The following is a 19,692-nucleotide window of genomic DNA, read 5'->3' as shown; positions in this document are numbered from 1 at the left end:
ACATGGGGTCCACGCCTTGTCTGATTCATACTCTGACACCGTTTTGCATCTCACCGGGTTGGCGACCAAGGGGCGCTTCGGGCGTCTGCGTCGCGGCCTGGAGAAGGAGGGGCTGCGCGTCGACCGCCAAGGGCGTATCGCTGCCACTCCGCACCCGCATGCGCTGGGCTCCAAGCTGACCCATCCGCACATCACCACCGACTATTCCGAGGCGCTGCTGGAGTACATCACACCGGTCTACTGCCGCCCCGATGATGCCATCGATTTCCTCGCCGATCTGCACCGCTTCAGCTACCGCCACCTGGGTGACGAGCTGATCTGGCCCGCCAGCATGCCGGCCAGGCTCGACGGCAACGACAGCGTGGCCATTGCCGACTACGGCAGCTCCAATATCGGTACCATGAAGCACGTCTATCGCAAGGGGCTGGACGTACGCTATGGCCGGATCATGCAGGCCATCGCCGGAATCCACTACAACGTCTCGCTGCCGGACGAGCTGTGGACACTGCTGCGCGAGCGCGACGGTGCCCTCGACTCGTCACTCGACGACTACCGCTCGAGCCGCTACTTCGGCCTGATCCGTAACTTCCGTCGCCACAGCTGGCTCTTGCTCTACCTGTTCGGCGCCTCGCCGGCGCTGGATCGCAGCTTCCTGCCCTTGGGCAACATTCCCGACAAACTGCACCCGCTTGGCAGCGAGACCCTGGTGTCGCCCTATGCCACCAGCCTGCGCATGTCGGACCTCGGCTACCAGAACAAGGTGCAGGAACAGCTCAAGATCTGCTTCAACTCGCTCTCCAACTACGTGGGCACCCTGAGGCACGCCATTTCCACTCCCTGGTCCCCTTACGAGGCGCTGGGGGTCAGGAACGGCAGCGACTGGCAGCAGCTCAACGCCAATATCCTGCAGATCGAAAACGAGTACTACAGCGACATCCGGCCAAAGCGCGTCACCCGTCACAACGAGACGCCGAGCCAGGCGCTGGAGGCGCGTGGCGTCGAGTACATCGAGGTGCGCTGTCTCGATCTCGATCCCTTCCTGCCGCTGGGCATCGACGAGACGCGTCTGCGTTTCGTCGATGCCTTCCTGATGTGGTGCCTGCTGGCCGAAAGCCCCTGGATCCCCGACGAGGAGTGCGACCGGCTGGATGACAACCGGCGCCTGGTGGTCGAGCGCGGTCGCGACCCCGAGCTGCGATTGATCCAGAACGGCCAGCGCCGCTCCGTAGCCGATTGGGGTGGAGAAATATTCGCAGAGATTTCCCAGACGGCCGAGCTGCTCGACGCCCTGGAGCAGGGCACACCCCACGCGGACGCCGTCGCTTCTCTGGCTCCTTGGCTCGATGATCCGTCGCTGACGCCCTCCGGTCGGCTGTTGGCGCGGTTGGAGTCGACCGGCGAGGAGTTCGTCGAGGCCATCCTGGCCCTTACCGAGGAGCATGCCGAGCGGCTGCGTCACGAAGCCGTCAGCCCGGCCCGGGAAGCGACCTTCGAGCAGATGGTCGGTACCTCGCATCAGCAGCAGCGCGACATCGAGGCTGCCGATACCCAGAGCTTCGAGCAGTTTCTCGACCACTATTTTGCCAGCGCCAGCGAACCTCGCGTGGCGATGGCCAGCCAGGGGAATGCCTGATGCTTGCGGGATTGCAACGTCTCTCCGTACGTCAGTGGAGCCTGGCCGGGCTGGCCTTCTGCATTCTGATGATGCTGGTAGCCCTGGGGCTCGAGCACATCGGCGGGCTGGAACCTTGCCCGCTGTGCATCTTCCAGCGAGTGGCGGTACTGGCCGCTGCCGCGGTGTTCGTCATCGCGGCGATCCACAACCCGCGTGGGCGAGTGGGCGCCGTCATCTACACTGGGCTGTCGCTGGCCGCCGTGCTGGGCGGTATCGGCGTGGCCTGGCGCCACCTGTGGCTGCAGTCGCTGCCGCCGGATCAGGTGCCGAGCTGTGGCCCTGGGCTCGACTACATGATGGACATCCTGCCCATGCGGGACGTGGTGTCCATGGTGTTATCGGGCTCCGGTGAGTGCGCCGAGATCGATTTCCTGCTGCTGGGCATCTCACTGCCGGGTTGGACGTTGATCGGCTTCGTCATCCTAGCCCTGGCCCCGTTGGGCATCCTGCTCGGTGCCTTTCGCGAACGCCGCTCGAGCTTGAACGGTAGCCACCGCCCAGCGTGACCGGCGCGAAATGACAAAACAAAAATAAAAGAAGGAAACGCATGCTCTACCGCGACTTCGCCACCCAGGAAGCAATCGACCGCGAATACGACCCGATGCGCGGCCGTGAACCGGCCGCCATTCTCGCCGACTGGCAGGCACGCAGCCAGAAGACCGTACGCGAGCGCTGTCGCGTATCGCTGGATGTGGCTTACGGGCCAACCCTGGCCGAGTGCATGGACGTCTATCACGCCGAGGCCGAGGATGCGCCGCTGCATCTGTTCTTTCATGGCGGCTACTGGCGCTCGTTGGGCCATCGGGAGTTCGGTTTCGTTGCCGAGGGGCTGGTAGAGGCGGGTATTAGCGTGGCGGTGGTGAACTATGCACTGTGCCCCACGGTGGAGTTCGGCGAAGTGGTGAGACAGGCGCGTGCCGCGGTGGCGTGGGCCTATCGCCATGGTGCCTCGCTAGGAGTCGACCCGACACGGCTTAGCGTTTCCGGGCACTCCGCCGGCGGCCACCTGACCGCCATGCTGCTGGCCACTGACTGGCAGGACGTGTACGGCCTGCCCGACGATCTGCTCGAAGGCGCCCTGTGCGTCAGCGGGCTCTATGACCTGCGACCCTTTCCCTGGTCGTGGCTGCAGCCCAAGCTGCAGCTCAGCGGGCGCGACATCAACGACTACAGTCCGCTGTTCCTCCCTTGTCGGGTGCCCGCGCCGGTACGGCTAGTGGCAGGGGGCAAGGAGTCAGCAGAGTTCGCCTGGCAGATGCAGGCCTACACCGAGCACCTCGAAGCCCAAGGCGTTGCCGTAGGCGCCGAGCTATTGCCCGGCGACGATCACTTCTCGATTCTCGACCACTACGCGCCGGGCGAGCTCCTTGCCCGGCAGGTCGCCGCCTTTCACGACACCTGATCAGGCATCGGGGAGAACTGCGGTCGCCTCGATTTCCACTTTGGCACGGTCCTCGATCAGGTCGGCCACCTGCACCATGGTCATGGCGGGAAAGTGCTTGCCCATCACCTCACGGTAGGCAGCACCGACTTCTTTCAAACGTGCCAGGTACTCCTGCTTGTCGGTGACGTACCAGGTCAGACGCACCACGTGCTCGGGACCGGCGTTGGCTTCCTTCAACACCGCGACGATATTAGCCAGGGCCTGGTGCACCTGGGCGACAAAATCGTCGCTCTCGAACACCTGATCGCCGTTCCAGCCGATCTGACCGCCGATGAAGACCGTGCGGCCGGAGGCGAGCACGCCATTGGCGTAGCCCACGGCAGCCTTCCAGTGGCTGGGATGAAGCTGTTCGTGCAAGGTGGCGTCCATCATCTGAGTATCCTTGTTAGCTCTCAATGGCGAAGTGGCAGCGCATGTCATCGGGCCAGGGCAGGGGGCGGCCGCTGTCCAGATCGACATACACCAGGGTGGCGTCGCATGTCAGGCGAGGCTCCTCGCCACACTCAGCCGTGGTGCGAATGGTCAGGCTGGTGCGGCCGACGTCACGGATCGTCAGCGCGAAGGCGAGGGTCTCGCCCAGCCGGCTGGGGGCGTGGAAATCGGTTTCGATATGAGCCGTGGGCACGCCGGTGCGGGAGCTGACGTGCAATTGGTTGAAATCATGGCCCACGATTTCGGCGAAATAGTCCTCGACCACCGAGTTGAGCATTTCGAAATAGCGTGGGTAGAAGACGATACCCGCCGGGTCGCAGTGCTGGAAGCGCACCTTGCGCTGGGTGATGAACGGCATGACGACTTCCTCTATACGCCCAGGTAACGATCGCGCAGACCGTCGTCGAGTTCAGCGGGCTCGCCGGTCCATACCGTGCGTCCCTTTTCGAGGATGGTGCAGCGGTCGGCCACCGGTAGCAGCTCGGTAAGCGACTTGTCGACGATCAGAGTGGACTGTCCCTGGGTCTTGAGCTCGCGGATGGCTGCCCAGATCTCATGACGGATCACTGGGGCCAGCCCCTCGGTGGCCTCGTCGAGCACCAGTAGCCTGGGATTGGTCATCAGCGCGCGTCCAATGGCCAGCATTTGCTGTTCGCCACCCGATAGGGTGCTGGCCATTTGGCTGCGCCGCTCGGCCAGACGGGGGAAGAGTGCTTCCACACGCCCGAGGCTCCAATGGCCGGAGCGCGCCGTGACCACCAGATTCTCGCGTACCGAGAGGTTGGGAAAGCAGCGCCGACCCTCGGGCACGAGGCCTAGACCGGCCTGGGCGATGCGGTAAGACGGCAGCCGGCGCAGGTCTTGAGATTCGAATTCGATGCTACCGCTGCGCGCCGGGGTGAGCCCGAAGATGGAGCGAATCGTGGTGGTCTTGCCCATGCCGTTACGCCCCATCAGCGCCACCATCTCTCCGGTCTGTACGCTCAGGTCGACCCCGAACAGCGCCTGGGAGGGGCCGTAAAAGGTCTCGATCGCGGTGACGTTGAGCATCTCAGTCCCCCAGGTAGGCTTCGCGGACTTGCGGATTGGTGCGGATCGCGGTGCTGTCGCCATGGGCGATCACTCCGCCGGCCACCAGCACCGAGATGCGGTCGGCCAGGCGGAACACGGCGTCCATGTCGTGCTCGATCAACAGGATCGGCACCTCTGCCTTCAACGCTTCGAGCAGCTCGGTCAGGCGTGCCGTGCCCTCGGGGCCCAGGCCGGCCATGGGCTCGTCGAGCAGCAGTGCCTTGGGCTTCAAGGCCAGCGCGCAGGCCACCTCGACTTGGCGCCGTTCGCCGTGGGAGAGCTCGGCCACCGGCGTGTCGGCACGCTGGGTGAGCGCCATGCGTTCCAGCGCTTCCCATGCTGGGGCGAGCAGGCTCTCGTCACGGTGTACAGGTTTCCAGAAACGGAAGCTGTGCCCTTGAAGGGCCTGTACTGCGATCATCACGTTGCGTTTCACCGTCAATGGCTCGGCCAGCGACGAGATCTGAAAACTACGACCGAGCCCCAGTCTTGCCCGCTGGGCTACGCTGAGCGACGTGATCTCGCGTCCGGCCAGCACGATGCTGCCCGAGTCGGGCCTGAGGCCACCGGCGATCTGGCCGATCAGGGTCGATTTGCCGGCACCGTTGGGGCCGATCAGTGCGTGGATCTCGCCCGGGCGCAGGTCCAGCGAGACGTCGCGGGTGGCCTGCAGGGCACCGAAGCGCTTGTTGAGGCTGGTGAGAATCAGCATGGCATCACTCATGGCGCTCCCTCCCGGCCAGCCAGCCCATCACCCCGTGCTTGGCGAACAGAACGACGAACAGCAGCACCAGGCCCAGGAACAGCTTCCAGTACTCGGTCATTCCACCCAGCAGCGTTTCCATCATCACGAACAGGATGGCTCCGGCCAGTGGCCCATAGAGCCGTCCCACGCCGCCGAGAATCACGATCACCATCAGTTCGCCGGACATGTGCCAACTGAGCATGGTAGGGCTGACGAAACCATTGAGATCCGCATACAGCGCCCCGGCAAGGCCGGTGATCATCGCCGACATGACGAAGGCCACCAGGCGGATGGGATAGGGGGCGATGCCAGCGGTGGCGAGTCGTGTGTCGTTGAGCCGGGCCATGGTCAGGGCGGCGCCGAAGCGCGACTTCATGATCCGCGAGGTGAATGCGAGCGCGAGTACCAGCCCGCCGAAGCAGATCAGGAAGAAGGTCAAGGCGTCGTTGGTGTCCACCAGGGGCAGGCTGTTGCGCAGGTAGATCGGCAGGCCATCCTCGCCGCCATAGGTGGGCCAGGAGTTGGCGAAGTAGTAGATCATCTGGGCGAAGGCCAGGGTGATCATGATGAAGTAGACCCCGGTGGTGCGCAGCGAGATGGCGCCGATGACCAGTGCCAGCAGGCCGCACAGCGCGATCGCCGCGAGCCAGATCACCAACATGCTGTCACTGCCCGGAATGGCCACCGGCCAGCCGATCACCGGAGTGAAATCGAAGGCGTGATAAGCGCTGATGCCGGCCACGTAGCCGCCGAGGCCGAAATAGGCAGCGTGGCCGAAGCTCACCATGCCGCCGTAGCCGATGGCCAGATTCAGGCCCACTGCCGCCATGGCGACAAGGGTGATGCGCGAGGCCAGGTTGACGTAGTAGATGTGGCCCAGGAAATAGGCTGCCAGCGGTGTGAGCAGCAGCAGTGCCAGCAGGCCGAGCTGCACCAGCCCCTTGCGGTCGTGCCAACTGGCCGCGGGTGTCGGCAGTCCCGGCTGTGGCGCGAGAGTCGTGGTATCGGACTTATTCATTGGCGGCAAACAGTCCTTTGGGTTTGAAGGCAAGAATGGCGGCCATCATGATGTAGATCAGCATGGCGGCGATGGCGGAGCCCACGCCTGCGGCCTCCGAGGGACTCATGAACTGGCGGAAAAAAGCCGGCAGGAAGACCCGCCCCAGGGTATCCACCACGCCGACCAGAATAGCGCCATACAGTGCCCCCTTGATCGAGCCGATACCGCCGATGACGATCACCACGAAGGCGAGTATCAGCACCGGTTCGCCCATGCCTACCTGTACCGATTGCAGGGCGCCGACCATGGCGCCGGCCAGGCCGGCCAGTGCCGCGCCCATGGCGAATACCAGCGTATAGAGTCTGGCAATGTTGACACCCAAGGCACCGATCATCTCGCGGTCGCTCTCGCCGGCGCGAATGCGCATGCCCAGGCGCGTACGCAGAATCAGCAAGTACATGCCCACTGCCACCGCGATGCCCACGGCGATGATCACCAGCCGATAGATGGGGTAGCGCAGGCCGCCCGGCAGCGTGACCGAACCGGCCAGCTGTGACGGCGGGTTGAGCCACAGTGGTGAAGAACCGAACAACCAGCGGGTGCCCTCCGAGAAGATCAGGATCAGGGCGAAGGTGGCCAGCACCTGGTCCAGGTGGGGGCGGTGGTAGAGCCGACGAATCACGATCAGCTCGACTAGGGCGCCAACCGCCGCAGCCGCGGCGATACCTGTCGCCAGCCCCACCAAGAACGAGCCGGTGGCGGCGGTAGCCAATGCCGTGGCATAGGCGCCTACCATGTAGAAGGAGCCATGGGCCAGGTTGATCAGCCCCATCACGCCGAAGACCAGCGTCAGGCCACTTGCCATGAGAAACAGCATGGTGCCGAGCTGCAGGCCGTTGATGAGCTGTTCGATGAATAGGGTCATGTCTGGGTCAACCGTAGAGCGTTGCAGAAGCGCCGCCGGGCCGTGCGACCCGGCGGCGTAGACTCACATCTGGCACTGGGTGTGGTAGACGTCCTGGATGTCCTCCACGGCGATGCCGATCAGGCGGTTGGTGGGCTGACCGTCGTCGCCCTCGACCACTTCACGCACGAAGATGTCCTGGATCGGGTGGTGGTTGGGGCCGAAGCGGAACTTGCCTCGCACCGAATCGAAATCGGCCTCACGCAGCGCTTCGCGGAAGGCGTCCTGGTCGTCCGGATGGGCCTTCTCCAGCGCACTCAGGATAAGGTTGGCGGTATCGTAGCCCTGTGCGGCGTAGAGGGTCGGCATGCGATTGTAGGCCTCGCGGAAAGCCTCGACGAAGGCGTGGTTGGCCTCGTTGTCGAGGTCATAGGCCCACAGCGAGGTGTTCATCGCCCCGATGGCAGCGCTGCCCACCGCCTTGATGATGGTCTCGTCGAAGGAGAAGGCGGCGCCGAACACCGGCATGTCGACGCCGGAATTTTCCCACTGCTTCATGAACGAGATGCCCATGCCGCCCGGCAGGAAGAAGAACAGGCTGTCGGCATTGCTGGCGCGGATCTGGGCGATCTCGGCGGCGTAGTCGGTCTGGCCCATCTGGGTATAGATCTCGTCGACCACTTCGCCTTCGTAGAGGTGCTTGAAGCCGGCCAGGGCGTCGGTGCCGGCGGGGTAGTTGGGCGCCATGATGATGGGGCGTTCAAATCCCTGCTCGCGCATATAGGCACCCATGGCACCGTGCAGGTTGTCGTTCTGGTAGGCGGCGTTGAAGTAGTTCTCGTGGCACATGCGTCCGGCGAGATCGGAAGGCCCGGCATTGGGCGAGATGTAGAAGGTGCCCTGGCGTACCGCCGCCGGGACCACCGCCATGGCCAGGTTGGAGAAGATGATACCGGTGAGGATGTCGACGTTGTCGCGCTGCATGAACTCGTTGGACAGGCTGCGTGCCAGGTCGGGCCGGTTGCCGTCGTCCTGCACCAGCACTTCGATGTCGTCGCGACCGGAACGCTCGATGGCGAGCAGGAAACCGTCACGTACGTCCACGCCCAGGTGCGAGCCGCCGCCGGACAGGGTGGTGATCATGCCGATCTTGACGTCCTGGGCCTGAGCCGCCGCCATGGCGGTAGTCAACAACAGGCCAAGCCCAACGCTGGCTAGTCTCTTCATGGCTTTCTTCCCTCTTCGTTCTCGTTTGTTGTGGTCTTCGGCGCCGTATGCAGCGCTTGTATCGTGATACCCGTCAGTAGGTGCCGTCGAGGCCGGTTTCCGCTGTCGGGCTGTTTTCAACTGTCTGGGTAGTGCTCCTGGCGCAGCCGGAAGCGCTGCACCTTGCCTGTGGCCGTCTTCGGCAGCGCTTCGACGAAGCGAATCGAGCGCGGATACTTGTAAGGGGCGATGCGCTGCTTGACGAACGTCTGCAGTCGCTCGACGCATTCAGCGTCCGGCTCGACACCGGGAGACAGTACCACGAAGGCCTCGACGATCTGCCCACGCTCTCCATTCGGTGCGCCGATCACGGCACATTCGGCCACCGCTTCGTGGGACAGCAGTGCCGCCTCCACTTCGGGGCCGGCGATGTTGTAGCCGGCCGAGACGATCATATCGTCGTTACGTGCGGCGAAGTGAAAATAGCCCTCCTCGTCCTGATAGAAGGCGTCGCCGGTAATGTTCCAGCCGTCGCGGACATATTTGCCTTGGCGGGCATCGTCCAGATAGCGGCAGCCCGTTGGTCCCCGCACCGCCAGGCGACCCACTTCGCCGTGGGGCAGCTCGTGCATGTCGGCGTCGACGATCTTCGCCTCGTAGCCCGCCACCGGCTTGCCGGTGCAGGCCGGACGATGGTCGTCGAGGCGGTTGGAAATGAAGATGTGCAGCATCTCGGTGGCGCCGATGCCGTCGAGGATCGGCTTGCCGGTCTTCTCGATCCATTCGTGGTAGATCGGCGCCGGCAGCGTCTCGCCGGCCGATACCGCCAGACGCAGGCTGTTGAATTCGCGGCCGCTCTCCAGCGAGGCGAGCATGGTGCGATATGCCGTGGGTGCGGTGAAGACGATGGTGGCGCGATGCTCGCGGATGATTTGCATCATGTTGGGCGGCGTGGCCTTCTCCAGCAGCACGGCGGTTGCGCCGAAGCGCAGCGGGAAGATGGCAAGCCCGCCCAGGCCGAAGGTGAAGGCCAGCGGCGGTGAGCCGACGACGACGTCTTCGGGCGTCACCTGCAACACCTCACGGGCATAGCCGTCGGCGATGATCAGCAGGTCGCGGTGGAAGTGCATGGTCGCCTTGGGCATGCCGGTGGTGCCGGAGGTGAAGCCGAGCAGGGCGACATCGTCTGCGGCGGTGGCAACGGCAGCGAAATGCTCGGGCTTGCCAAGCGCCAGGCGATCGAGTTCGGCGTCGTGGTTGGCCGTACCGTCGAAGCCCACCACACGTTTCAGGTAGGTGCTGTCGGCGGCGCAGGCCTCGAGTTCGTCGAGCAGGCGGGTGTCGCACAGGGCCAGGGCGATCTCGGCTTTGTCGACGACCTGGGCCAGCTCACCTGCGCGCAGCATCGGCATGGTGTTGACCACCACCGCACCGGCCTTGGTGGCTGCCAGCCAGCAGGCGACCATGGCCGGGTTGTTGGCCGAACGGATCAGCACCCGATTGCCGGGACGTACGCCGAGGTCCTCCACCAGCGCATGAGCGAGGCGGTTGGTCCACTCGCAAAGCTCACGGTAGCTACGTTGGCGGCCGTTGCCGATCAGCGCCACGCGCTCGCCGTGGCCACGTTCGACCCAGCGGTCGGTCAGCTCCACCGCGGCGTTGAGGCGCTCGGGGTAGTCGAAGCCGTCCAGCTTCAGCTCTGGCCACTCCTGTGCGGGCGGCAGGCGATCCCGCGTGAAGGTATCGGCATGGGCCGATGGTATGTTCATGACCATTCTCCGTACTTCGTTGTTGTTGTGCGGCGCCGAGGCGTCGACAGGGGGATACGGTGTCTGGCGTTTCGTCAGTCGTTTTATTGGGTTAGGCAGCTCCGGGCGATCACTACCTTCTGCACATCCGAGGCGCCCTCGTAGATGCGCAGCGCGCGGATCTCGCGGTAGAGGCTTTCGACGATATGGCCCTTGCGCACGCCGTCGCCGCCGTGCAGCTGTACCGCCTTGTCGATCACCTGCTGGGCGCGATCGGTGGCGAAGAGCTTGGCCATGGCCGCCTCGCGGGTGACGCGCTCGGCGCCCATGTCCTTGGTCCAGGCGGCGCGATAGACCAGCAGTGCGGCGGCATCCACGTCCAGGGCCATCTCGGCCAGGTGACCCTGGACCATCTGCAGGTCGGCCAGGCTGGCACCGAACAGCTCGCGGTTCCTGGCACGGTCGAGGGATTCGTCCAGCGCGCGGCGGGCGAAGCCCAGGGCGGCGGAGCCCACCGTTGAGCGGAACACGTCGAGCACCGACATGGCGATGCGAAAGCCCTGGCCGGGCTGGCCGATCATCGCGCTCGCCGGCAGGTGCATGTCGTTGAAGCCGAGCCGCGCCAGCGGGTGCGGCGAGATCGTCTCCAGCCGCTCGCGAATCTCGAGTCCCGGCGTGTCGGCGGGCACCAAGAAGCAGGAGAGCCCCTTGGCACCAGGTGCCTCGCCGGTGCGGGCGAACAGGGTGTAGAAGTCAGCGATACCGCCGTTGGAGATCCAGGTCTTCTCGCCGTTGATGCGGTAACCGTCGCCGTCGCGTTCGGCCAGGGTGTCGAGCTGGGCCACGTCGGAGCCCGAGCGCGGCTCGCTCAGGGCGAAGGCCGAGAGCGCCTCGCCGTGGCGGGTGCTCTCCAACCACCGTTTCTGCTCGTCGTTGCCGAACAGGCTGATGGCCCCGGTGCCCAGCCCCTGCATGGCGAAGGCGAAGTCGGCCAGGCCGTCGTGGCGGGCCAGGGTTTCGCGGATCAGGCACAGGCTGCGCACGTCGATGGCATCGCCCGCGGTGCCCTCGAGAAAACCCGCCCGGCCCAGGTCGCGCACCAGCTGGATGCAGGTGGCGTCGATGTCGGCGTGGTCGCGGGGCAGCTCGTGCCGGCACCACGCTTCCAGGCGCTTGGCCAGGTCGCGATGGCGGGCCTCGAAGAAGGGCCAGTCGAGAAAGCTCGTATCGCTCATCAATCCCCCTCGAAGACCGGCTTCTGTTTGGCGGCGAAGGCGCGATAGGCGCGTTCGAAATCGCGGGTCTGCATGCAGATCGCCTGGGCCTGGGCCTCGGCCTCGATGGCCTGCTCCAGGCTCATCGACCACTCCTGGTTGAGCTGGGTCTTGGTGATGCCGTGGGCGAAGGTGGGGCCCTGGGCCAGGCGGGTGGCGTAGGCGATGGCCTCGGCCTCCAGCGTGTCCGCCTCCACCAGACGGTTGTAGAACCCCCATTGATGGCCCTCTTCCGCACTCATGCTGCGTCCGCTGTAGAGCAGGTCGGCGGCACGGCCCTGACCGATGATGCGGGGCAGCATGGCGCAGGCGCCCATGTCGCAGCCGGCAAGGCCCACCCGGGTGAAGAGGAAGGCGGTGCTGGCTTGTGGCGTGGCGAAGCGGATGTCCGAGGCCATGGCGATGATGGCGCCGGCGCCGACGCAGACGCCGTCAATGGCGCTGATGACCGGTTTGGTGCAGTTGATCATCGCCTTGACCAGGTCGCCGGTCATGCGGGTGAATTCCAGCAGCCCTTTCATGTCGCGCCCCACCAGCGGGGCGATGATTTCGTGGACGTCGCCGCCGGAGCAGAAGTTGCCACCGTTGGAGGCGAACACCACCGCCTTGACGTCTTCGGCATAGACCAGGTCGCGGAAGGTATCGCGAAGCTCGGCGTAGCTGTCGAAGGTGAGCGGGTTCTTGCGCTCGGGGCGGTCGAGGCGGATCACCGCGACCTTGCCCTCCATGCGCCACTGGAAATGACGCGGCGCCAGGTTGGCCAGTTTCATCGTTGTCTATCTCCCGTATCGGCCGGCAAGCGGTGCAGCAGCTCGCCGATATGGTGGGCATCCTCTGCGCTGACGCCATCCAGCAGTTCGTTGACCCAGCGCTCGTGGGCCACCGCCATGGTGGTGAAGGCGTCGCGACCGTCCGGCGTCAGCCTCACCAGCGTGGCGCGGCGGTCGCCCTCGATCGCGATGCGCTCGACCAGGCCGTCGTCGGCCAGGCGGTCGACGATGCCGGTAACGTTGCCGTTGGAGACGCGCAGCCGCTTGGAGAGCTCGTTCATCTTCAGGCCCTCACGGTCGCGAAAGAGCGCGGCCATGACGTCGAAGCGCGGCAGGGTGGAGTCGAACTCCAGGCGTAGCTTCTCGCGCAGCGCCGCCTCCACCTGGCGCGTTACCCGCAGCATGCGTAGCCACAGGCGCAGGCGCTCCTTGCTCAGGGTTTCCGATGTCGGCAGCTGAGCTGTCATATTTCGCCTCCCGAGATCGAAATCGCCTGGCCGTTGATGGCGCCACTATGCGGGCCGCAAAGCCATAGCGCCGTTGCGGTGACCTCGGCGGGCTGGATGAGTCGCCCGCTGGGGTTGGTCGATTGCAGGTGGGCACGGGCCTGTTCCGGGCTTTGGCCGGTCTTGGCTACGATGGTGGTGATGCTTTCTTCCAACAATGGCGTTTCGGTGAAGCCGGGGCATAGAGCGTTGACGGTGATGTCCCGGCCCGCGACCTCCTGGGCCAGGGCGCGCACCAGCCCCACTACGCCGTGCTTGGCGGCGCAGTAGGGCGTCACGTAGGCGTAGCCCTTGAGCCCGGCGGTGGAAGCCACGGCGATCAGCCGCCCGCCGTCGCGCAGGTGCTTCAACCCTTCGCGCAGGGTGAGGAACGTGCCGGTGAGGTTGACCTCGAGCATGCGCTGCCACTGCTCCAGTTCGGTACGCACGAGCGGGGCGCTCTCCGCCGCCCCGGCATTGGCGATGACGACATCGACCTGGCCGAGATGGTCGAACAGCGATGCCATGTCGTCTTCCTGGGTCACGTCGGCGACAGCGAAGGAGATCGCCGGGTGGCGAGCAGCCACCTCTTCGAGCGGCCCGGCTCGGCGCCCGGTAATGACGACATCGGCACCGGCCTCGGCGAAGGCCAGTGCCATGTCGGCACCGATACCGCTGCCGCCGCCGGTGATCACTACGCGCTTGCCCAGCATCGTGACTTTCCCGTTCATGCTCATATCCAGCCCTCGCCGCGCTCGGCCAGGCGCTGAAGCTGGTCGCGTCCGGCGCGGTAGGGTGCCGGCCAGTCGCACTCGCTGTCCTTGATGCCGGCGGCAGCATGCAGCGTCCAGTAGGGATCGGCCAGGTGCGGACGGGCCAGGCACACAAGGTCGGCGCGGCCGGCCATCAGGATCGAGTTGACGTGATCGGCCTGGTAGATGTTGCCCACAGCCATGGTCGGCATGCCGGTCTCGTTGCGGATACGGTCCGAGAACGGCGTCTGGAACATGCGCCCGTACATCGGCTGGGCGCGGGTAGAGGTCTGCCCGGCGGAGACGTCGACGATGTCGACCTCGGCGGCCTTCAGCAAGCGAGCGATCTCGACGGCTTCGTCAGGCGTCACCCCCTCGTCGCCGACCCAGTCGTTGGCCGAGATACGCACCGAGAGCGGCTTGTGGGCCGGCCACGCCTGACGCACCGCGCGGATCACCTCCAGCGGGTAGCGCATGCGGTTCTCGAGGGATCCGCCGTATTCGTCATCGCGCCGATTTGTCAGCGGCGTGATGAAGGAGGAGAGCAGGTAGCCGTGTGCGGCGTGAACCTCGAGCATGTCGAAGCCGGCACGCTCGGCCATCCTGGTGGCTTCGACGAATTCGTCGCGCACCCGCTCCATGTCGGCGCGGTCCATGGCCTTGGGTACCTGGTTGCGCTCCGACCAGGGCACGGCGGAGGCTGCCAGGATCGGCCAGTTGCCCTGGGGCAGCGGCGCGTCCATCTCCTGCCAGCCGAGCTGGGTCGAGCCCTTGGGTCCGGAGTGACCGATTTGCGCGCAGAGCTTGGCGGGGGTCTCTGTGTGGACGAAATCGCACAGCCGCTTCCACGCCGCCTCGTGCTCGGGGGCATAGAGCCCTGGGCAGCCCGGCGTGATGCGGCCCTCAGGCGAGACGCAGGTCATTTCGATATAGACCAGTCCGGCACCGCCCTTGGCGCGCTCGGCGTAGTGCACGAAGTGCCAGTCGGTGGGCCGTCCGTCCACGGCCTTGTACTGGGCCATGGGCGAGACCACCACCCGATTGGCCAGCGTCATCCCACGCAGCTTGAAGGGGGCGAACATCGGCGCCCGGCAGGAGCCGTCGTTGCCCGATTGGGCCTGGAACCAGCGCTCGGCGCTCTCCAGCCACTGTGGGTCGCGCAGGCGCAGATTCTCGTGGCTGATGCGCTGGGAGCGGGTCAGCAGCGAGTAGTTGAACTGCACCGGGTCGAGATCGAGATAGCGCTCCACCTGCTCGAACCACTCGGTGGAGTTGCGTGCCGCCGACTGCAGACGCAGCACCTCGGTGCGACGCTCCTCCTCGTAACGGGCGAAGGCGCTGGCCATGTCGGGCTCGCTGTGCAGGTACTCGGCGAGCGCGATGGCGCTCTCCAGCGCCAGCTTGGTGCCCGAGCCGATGGAGAAGTGCGCGGTGGCCGCGGCGTCACCCATCAGCACTACATTGTCGAAACTCCAGCGCTCGCACAGCACACGGGGGAAGTTGATCCAGGCCGAGCCGCGGATGTGGTTGGCGTTGGTCATCAGCGCGTGGCCGTCCAGGTGGCGGGCGAAGATCCGCTCGCACACGGCGATCGACTCCTGCTGGCTCATCTCGCCGAAGCCGAAGGCCTGCCAGGTGGCTTCGCTGCACTCGACGATGAAGGTCGCGGTGTCGGCATCGAACTGATAGGCGTGAGCCCACACCCAGCCGTGTTCGGTCTTCTCGAAGATGAAGGTGAAGGCGTCATTGAAGGTCTGATGAGTGCCTAGCCAGACGAACTTGCAGGCGCGCACATCGATATCGGGCCGAAAGTGTTCGGCGTAGCGCTGCCGGGTGCGCGAGTTGAGCCCGTCGGCGGCCAGTACCAGATCGAACTCGCGGCGCAGTTCGTCGATGCGCTCCTCGGGGATGTCGCTCTCGAAGCGTAGCTCGACGCCGAGTTCGTGGGCACGCTGCTGAAGGAGGACGAGCAACTGGTGGCGGCCGATGCCGCAGAAGCCGTGGCCGCTGGAAACCGTCTTCACGCCATCATGGATGACGGCGATGTCGTCCCAGTAGGCGAAGTGCTCACGGATGCGCGCTGCGCTCACGGCATCGTTTGCGGCCAGGTTTTCCAGCGTCTCGTCGGAGAGCACCACGCCCCAGCCAAAGGTGTCGTCGGGTCGATTGCGCTCGATCACCACGACTTCGTGGGCAGGGTCGTGCAGCTTCATGCTGATGGCGAAGTAGAGCCCCGCAGGGCCACCGCCGAGGCAGGCGATTCTCATGGTTTGGAACCGTATCGTTGTTGTGCTGAGTTTCAGGCTAGACCTTGGAATGGATTGCTTCAAGCTTAAAATTTCAAGCTTGAACATTATCGGCATGAAGTGAAATTTTTCGCTCACCCAAGGATTGACAGGCAGGTTGGCAACGGCGAGTCTGGGTCTTCAAGCTCAGGGCTCGCTGGTTCCGACGAGCTGCAACAGGCTTCATAAGGGAAGGAGGCTCACGATGCTGGAAGAGTGCAAGACAGCCAGGGAGCGCTGGGGTGGCGTGCATCAGCTGATCGACCGATGGCTCGACGAGCGCCGCGAACTGCTGGTCAGTTTCCTTGAACTCAAGGAGGCTTGCGATACCGAGCTTGAGGCCGTGAGCAAACCGCAGATCGATCGCTTCAGCGAGCTGCTGATGGATTACATCAGTGCCGGCCACTTCGAGATCTATCCGCAGCTGCGCGAGGAGGCCAATGCCTTCGAGGATCACGACGCGCTGGCAATAGCCGCCAAGCTGCTGGAGCGGCTGGAGCTCTCCACCGAGCTGGTCCTGGCCTTCGATGCCGACTATTCGACCCCGGTGCGCTGTCAGCACTTTCTGCCGCGCCTGCCTGCCTGGCTCGATCGCTTGGCCAAGGGGCTGACCGAGCGCTTTGCACTGGAAGATCAGTTGATCGCCCGTCTGCACGCTGCGCATACCCCGCTAAAGGAAGCCCAGGCCGAATAGCCGCCTGGCCCTCAGGCCGATTCCTCAGGCGCCGCCCCGGGCAAAGGCCCCGGGCAAAGGCCCGGGGCGGCGCCGTTGCATCCGGGCAATTCATCTGGCTTGGACGTCGGCTCTGCAGTGACTCACGCCTCGGCGGGCTCGGCCTCTACATGTGCCGGGCGGCGCTGCCATAGCACCAGCATGCAAGGTGTCAGCAGCAGCGTCAGACCGGTGGCGAATATCAGTCCGCCGGCAATCGCGCTGGAGAGCTGTGTCCACCATTGGGTCGAGGGGGCACCGATGCCCAGGCTCGGGGCGAACAGGTTGACGTTGATCTCCAGCACCATCGGCATCAGGCCCAGCACGGTGGTGATTGCAGTGAGCAGCACCGGGCGCAGGCGCAGGCCGCCGGCTTCCAGCGCGGCATTAACGGGAGCCAGTCCTGCCTGGCGCAGCTCGTTGTAGGTGTCGATCAGCACGATATTGTTGTTCACCACGATGCCCGCCAGGGCAATGATGCCCATGCCTACCATGACGATGCCGAACGGCTGGCCATTGATCAGCAGGCCCATCAGTACGCCGGCGGTGGAGAACACGATCGCCGAGAGCACCAGCAGCGCTTGGTAGAGACTGTTGAACTGAGTCACCAGGATCAGCAGCATCAACCCGATCGCCACCAGGAAGGCGGTAATCAGGAAACGGCTGGCCTCTTCCTGGTCTTCCTGTTCGCCGGCGACGTTGACCCGCACGCCCTCGGGGGGCGGGCCCAAGGCCGCCAGCAGCGCGCGCAGGCGTTCGTCAGGCTGGTAGCCGGTAGCCACGTCCGCTTCCAGGGTGATGGCCCGCTGTCCATCGATCCGGTGCAACGTACCCACCCTGGGGGCTGGCTCCAGAGTGGCGAAATGGGAAACCGGCACCTGGCCGCGGGAGGTATTGAGGGTCAATCGATCCAACTGGTCGAGGTGGCGCCAGGAGTGTGGGAAACGGACGCGGATGTCGACCTCGTCGGGAGCGTGGGCGGGGCGATAGGTGGCCACCTGCAGCCCGTTGGTGACCAACTGCACGGCGCTGCCCACCGCGGCCACGTCGGCGCCCATACGAGCAGCGGCGGCGCGGTCCACGTTGAGCCGCCACTCGACGCCGGGGAGGCTGCGGTTGTCCTCGATGTCGCGGAAGCCGCCGAGCCGCTCCATCTCCTGTCGAATGGCTTCCACCGCTGCCTCGCCGGCGGCGTTCTGCTGGGCGCTGATCTCGAGCACGATGGGCTTGCCACCTCCGGGGCCCTGCTCTTGTTCGCGGAATTCCAGCGCCACGCCGGGCAGGTCGGCGGTGCGTTCGGCCATCTCGTTCATGATCACACGGGCCGGGCGGCGCTCCTGCCAGTCGATCAACTGGAACTGCACCGTGCCGATCACGTCGCTGCCGATCTGCTCGTTGGGGATGGCGTAGGAGCGGGCGTAGAGTGCCTGCACCTCGCTCATGCCGGCCAGGCGTGCCTCGACCCGGCGCACGATGGCGTCTTTTTCCAGGGCGGAAAAGTCACCGCGGGAGCGGATCATCACCTGGGCGTTTTCCGGCTCGACGTCGGGGAAGAACTCCACGCCGTGATTGAAGCGGCCATAGCCAACGAAGATCAGCGCCATCAGCAGCAAGGCGATCAATAGTGTCATGCCGGGGTGGGCTAGCAGTCTGGCGAGGGTGGCACGGTACAAGCGTCCCCCCGCAGTGATCATCTCCTCGCCGTGCACGGCCCTGCTGGCGCGTACGCTGAACACGCTGCCCAGGGTTGGCAGGAAGATCAGCGCCATGGCCAGCGAAGCGAGCAGACACAGGATTACCGTGGCCGGCAGGTACTTCATGAACTCCCCCACCACGCCAGGCCAGAACAGCAGCGGGATGAACACCGCCAAGGTGGTGGCGGTAGCGGCGATCACCGGCCAGCTCATGCGTGCCGCGGCATTGATCCAGGCTTGCCGGGGTGGCTGGCCTTCGCGCAGGTGTCGGTCGGCCAGCTCGCTGACCACGATGGCACCGTCCACCAGCATGCCAGCCACCAGGATCAGGGCGAACAGCACCACGATGTTGAGCGTGTAGCCGATCGCCCAGATCAGCAGGATGCCGGTGAGGAAGGCGCCGGGGATGGTCAGTCCCACCATCAGTGCCGAACGCACGCCCATTGCCGCCAGAATCACGATCAGCACCAGCACCACGGCCGTGACCACGTTGTTGAGCAGCTCCGAGAGCATCTGCTCGACGGTGACCGACTGGTCCATGATCGTGGTGATGGAGAGCTCGTCGGGCAGCAGCGGGGCGGCTTCAGCGAGAATGTTGCGCACGCCTTCGATGGTGGCGATCAGGTTGGCACCGGCGCGCTTGGATATCTCCAGCACCAGGGCCGGCTCGTCGTCGATGCGGGCGAAGCCTTCGGGCTCCTTGAAGGTAGGGTGGATCCAGCCCACGTCGGCAAAAGTCACCACCCTGTTGCCATCGACCTTCACCGGCATGTTGAGCACGTCGTCGAGGGATTCGATCACGCCGGGAACCTTCACCGGGGTGCGGCCTGCGCCGGTATCCAGGCTGCCGGCCGCAACCAGTCGGTTGTTGCGCGTAATCAGGTTGAACAGGGTATCGAAGTCCACACCGTAGCTGTCGAGCACCAGCGGGTCGATGACAATCTCCATCAATTCCTCGCGCTCGCCGCCGATCTCGACCTCGAGCACTTCGGGGACGCCTTCGAAGGCATCCTGAAGCTGGCGGGCGATGGCCAGCCGGCGGAACTCCTCGATCGGTCCCGAGAGCCCCAGCGTCAGCACCGGGAAGAGGCCGACGTTGACCTCGAACACGCGCGGCTCCTCGGCCTCGTCGGGCAGCGAGGCGTTGGCGATGTCGACCCGTTCGCGCACGTCGGCCAGCGCCTGGCGCGGATCGAAACCGGCATCGAACTCCAGGGTGACGGCGGCATGGCCTTCGCTGGATTGAGCGGTCATCTTGCGCACGCCCTCGATGGTGCGCAGCTCCTGCTCCATGGGGCGCACCAGCAGCCTTTCGCCATCCTCGGGGCTCACCCCTTCCAGCGCCAGCGAGACGTAGATGATGGGGATGGGAACGTCCGGGTTGGCCTCCTTGGGCACCGCCTGCCAGGCAGCCAGGCCGGCCATCAACAGGGCGAACAGCAGCAACAGGGTGGTACGCGACCGGTTCAGAGCGGCCTCGATCAGGGTGCGCATG

At 65.2% G+C, this 19,692-nt stretch carries 18 protein-coding genes; 4 read left to right on the top strand and 14 right to left on the bottom strand.

Features of this window, described 5'->3' with window-relative positions; translation table 11 throughout:
• Positions 1-16 precede the first annotated feature (16 nt).
• Genes gshA through SPH52_RS09440 form a run of 3 tightly spaced genes read left to right on the top strand, consistent with a single transcriptional unit; the run spans position 17 to position 3,077 of the window.
• Entirely contained in the window at positions 17-1,633 is a 1,617-nt protein-coding gene (gshA, locus tag SPH52_RS09450; RefSeq protein WP_411794766.1) for a glutamate--cysteine ligase, read from the top strand.
• A complete protein-coding gene (locus SPH52_RS09445) occupies positions 1,633-2,181 on the top strand; it encodes a disulfide bond formation protein B (protein WP_411794765.1) in 549 nt (182 codons plus the stop codon). The genes gshA and SPH52_RS09445 overlap by 1 nt, the downstream gene beginning before the upstream one ends.
• A gap of 41 nt (positions 2,182-2,222) precedes the next feature.
• Positions 2,223-3,077 carry an alpha/beta hydrolase gene (locus tag SPH52_RS09440; RefSeq protein ID WP_411794764.1) on the top strand — a complete coding sequence of 285 codons (855 nt, stop codon included), beginning with the start codon at positions 2,223-2,225 and terminating at the stop codon, positions 3,075-3,077.
• Here SPH52_RS09440 and SPH52_RS09435 read toward each other — a convergent pair whose 3' ends face one another.
• The 13 genes from SPH52_RS09435 to SPH52_RS09375 form a co-directional block, all read right to left on the bottom strand.
• Positions 3,078-3,491, bottom strand: coding sequence for a RidA family protein (locus tag SPH52_RS09435; protein WP_411794763.1), 414 nt, complete (start codon positions 3,489-3,491; stop codon positions 3,078-3,080).
• A gap of 13 nt (positions 3,492-3,504) precedes the next feature.
• The gene (locus tag SPH52_RS09430) at positions 3,505-3,909 is read right to left on the bottom strand and encodes an acyl-CoA thioesterase (protein WP_411794762.1); all 405 of its coding nucleotides are present in this window, start codon (positions 3,907-3,909) and stop codon (positions 3,505-3,507) included.
• Positions 3,910-3,920: 11 nt separating this feature from the next.
• A complete protein-coding gene (locus SPH52_RS09425) occupies positions 3,921-4,601 on the bottom strand; it encodes an ABC transporter ATP-binding protein (protein ID WP_411794761.1) in 681 nt (226 codons plus the stop codon).
• A gap of 1 nt (position 4,602) precedes the next feature.
• On the bottom strand, positions 4,603-5,346 hold the full coding sequence (locus SPH52_RS09420; protein ID WP_411794760.1) for an ABC transporter ATP-binding protein: 744 nt from the start codon (positions 5,344-5,346) through the stop codon (positions 4,603-4,605).
• On the bottom strand, positions 5,339-6,385 hold the full coding sequence (locus tag SPH52_RS09415) for a branched-chain amino acid ABC transporter permease (protein ID WP_411794759.1): 1,047 nt from the start codon (positions 6,383-6,385) through the stop codon (positions 5,339-5,341). The genes SPH52_RS09420 and SPH52_RS09415 overlap by 8 nt, the downstream gene beginning before the upstream one ends.
• The gene (locus tag SPH52_RS09410) at positions 6,378-7,292 is read right to left on the bottom strand and encodes a branched-chain amino acid ABC transporter permease (protein WP_411794758.1); all 915 of its coding nucleotides are present in this window, start codon (positions 7,290-7,292) and stop codon (positions 6,378-6,380) included. The genes SPH52_RS09415 and SPH52_RS09410 overlap by 8 nt, the downstream gene beginning before the upstream one ends.
• A 63-nt stretch (positions 7,293-7,355) precedes the next feature.
• The gene (locus tag SPH52_RS09405) at positions 7,356-8,498 is read right to left on the bottom strand and encodes an ABC transporter substrate-binding protein (RefSeq protein WP_411794757.1); all 1,143 of its coding nucleotides are present in this window, start codon (positions 8,496-8,498) and stop codon (positions 7,356-7,358) included.
• Between the two features lie 116 nt (positions 8,499-8,614).
• Positions 8,615-10,246 carry a benzoate-CoA ligase family protein gene (locus SPH52_RS09400; RefSeq protein WP_411794756.1) on the bottom strand — a complete coding sequence of 544 codons (1,632 nt, stop codon included), beginning with the start codon at positions 10,244-10,246 and terminating at the stop codon, positions 8,615-8,617.
• 83 nt (positions 10,247-10,329) lie between these two features.
• Entirely contained in the window at positions 10,330-11,460 is a 1,131-nt protein-coding gene (locus SPH52_RS09395) for an acyl-CoA dehydrogenase family protein (RefSeq protein WP_411794755.1), read from the bottom strand.
• Positions 11,460-12,269, bottom strand: a complete 810-nt coding sequence (locus SPH52_RS09390; protein ID WP_411794754.1) for an enoyl-CoA hydratase family protein — start codon at positions 12,267-12,269, stop codon at positions 11,460-11,462. Before SPH52_RS09390 ends, SPH52_RS09395 begins: the two co-directional genes overlap by 1 nt.
• Entirely contained in the window at positions 12,266-12,736 is a 471-nt protein-coding gene (locus tag SPH52_RS09385; RefSeq protein WP_411794753.1) for a MarR family winged helix-turn-helix transcriptional regulator, read from the bottom strand. Before SPH52_RS09385 ends, SPH52_RS09390 begins: the two co-directional genes overlap by 4 nt.
• The gene (locus tag SPH52_RS09380) at positions 12,733-13,485 is read right to left on the bottom strand and encodes an SDR family NAD(P)-dependent oxidoreductase (RefSeq protein ID WP_411794752.1); all 753 of its coding nucleotides are present in this window, start codon (positions 13,483-13,485) and stop codon (positions 12,733-12,735) included. The genes SPH52_RS09385 and SPH52_RS09380 overlap by 4 nt, the downstream gene beginning before the upstream one ends.
• Before the next feature lie 2 nt (positions 13,486-13,487).
• A complete protein-coding gene (locus SPH52_RS09375) occupies positions 13,488-15,773 on the bottom strand; it encodes a bifunctional salicylyl-CoA 5-hydroxylase/oxidoreductase (protein WP_411794751.1) in 2,286 nt (761 codons plus the stop codon).
• A 223-nt stretch (positions 15,774-15,996) separates the two neighbouring features.
• On the opposite strand from SPH52_RS09375, the gene rsd reads away from it, so the two are divergent.
• The gene (gene rsd / locus SPH52_RS09370) at positions 15,997-16,485 is read left to right on the top strand and encodes a sigma D regulator (protein WP_411794750.1); all 489 of its coding nucleotides are present in this window, start codon (positions 15,997-15,999) and stop codon (positions 16,483-16,485) included.
• 122 nt (positions 16,486-16,607) lie between these two features.
• Here rsd and SPH52_RS09365 read toward each other — a convergent pair whose 3' ends face one another.
• Positions 16,608-19,691: an efflux RND transporter permease subunit gene (locus tag SPH52_RS09365; RefSeq protein ID WP_411794749.1), complete on the bottom strand. Its 3,084-nt coding sequence runs from the start codon at positions 19,689-19,691 to the stop codon at positions 16,608-16,610.
• Position 19,692 lies beyond the last annotated feature (1 nt).

Source organism: Halomonas sp. A29 (genome assembly GCF_046723295.1).
In the GTDB taxonomy this organism is placed as follows: Bacteria; Pseudomonadota; Gammaproteobacteria; order Pseudomonadales; family Halomonadaceae; genus Halomonas.
This window is presented reverse-complemented; position numbering and strand designations above follow the sequence as displayed.

Bases quoted from the DNA above. Each gene is read 5' to 3' on its own strand.
- SPH52_RS09445 (WP_411794765.1), top strand. From the start codon at position 1,633: ATGCTTGCGGGATTGCAACGTCTCTCCGTACGTCAGTGGAGCCTGGCC.
- SPH52_RS09440 (WP_411794764.1), top strand. From the start codon at position 2,223: ATGCTCTACCGCGACTTCGCCACCCAGGAAGCAATCGACCGCGAATAC.
- SPH52_RS09435 (WP_411794763.1), bottom strand. From the start codon at position 3,491: ATGATGGACGCCACCTTGCACGAACAGCTTCATCCCAGCCACTGGAAG.
- SPH52_RS09430 (WP_411794762.1), bottom strand. From the start codon at position 3,909: ATGCCGTTCATCACCCAGCGCAAGGTGCGCTTCCAGCACTGCGACCCG.
- SPH52_RS09425 (WP_411794761.1), bottom strand. From the start codon at position 4,601: ATGCTCAACGTCACCGCGATCGAGACCTTTTACGGCCCCTCCCAGGCG.
- SPH52_RS09420 (WP_411794760.1), bottom strand. From the start codon at position 5,346: ATGAGTGATGCCATGCTGATTCTCACCAGCCTCAACAAGCGCTTCGGT.
- SPH52_RS09415 (WP_411794759.1), bottom strand. From the start codon at position 6,385: ATGAATAAGTCCGATACCACGACTCTCGCGCCACAGCCGGGACTGCCG.
- SPH52_RS09410 (WP_411794758.1), bottom strand. From the start codon at position 7,292: ATGACCCTATTCATCGAACAGCTCATCAACGGCCTGCAGCTCGGCACC.
- SPH52_RS09405 (WP_411794757.1), bottom strand. From the start codon at position 8,498: ATGAAGAGACTAGCCAGCGTTGGGCTTGGCCTGTTGTTGACTACCGCC.
- SPH52_RS09400 (WP_411794756.1), bottom strand. From the start codon at position 10,246: ATGAACATACCATCGGCCCATGCCGATACCTTCACGCGGGATCGCCTG.
- SPH52_RS09395 (WP_411794755.1), bottom strand. From the start codon at position 11,460: ATGAGCGATACGAGCTTTCTCGACTGGCCCTTCTTCGAGGCCCGCCAT.
- SPH52_RS09390 (WP_411794754.1), bottom strand. From the start codon at position 12,269: ATGAAACTGGCCAACCTGGCGCCGCGTCATTTCCAGTGGCGCATGGAG.
- SPH52_RS09385 (WP_411794753.1), bottom strand. From the start codon at position 12,736: ATGACAGCTCAGCTGCCGACATCGGAAACCCTGAGCAAGGAGCGCCTG.
- SPH52_RS09380 (WP_411794752.1), bottom strand. From the start codon at position 13,485: ATGAACGGGAAAGTCACGATGCTGGGCAAGCGCGTAGTGATCACCGGC.
- SPH52_RS09375 (WP_411794751.1), bottom strand. From the start codon at position 15,773: ATGAGAATCGCCTGCCTCGGCGGTGGCCCTGCGGGGCTCTACTTCGCC.
- rsd (WP_411794750.1), top strand. From the start codon at position 15,997: ATGCTGGAAGAGTGCAAGACAGCCAGGGAGCGCTGGGGTGGCGTGCAT.
- SPH52_RS09365 (WP_411794749.1), bottom strand. From the start codon at position 19,691: ATGCGCACCCTGATCGAGGCCGCTCTGAACCGGTCGCGTACCACCCTG.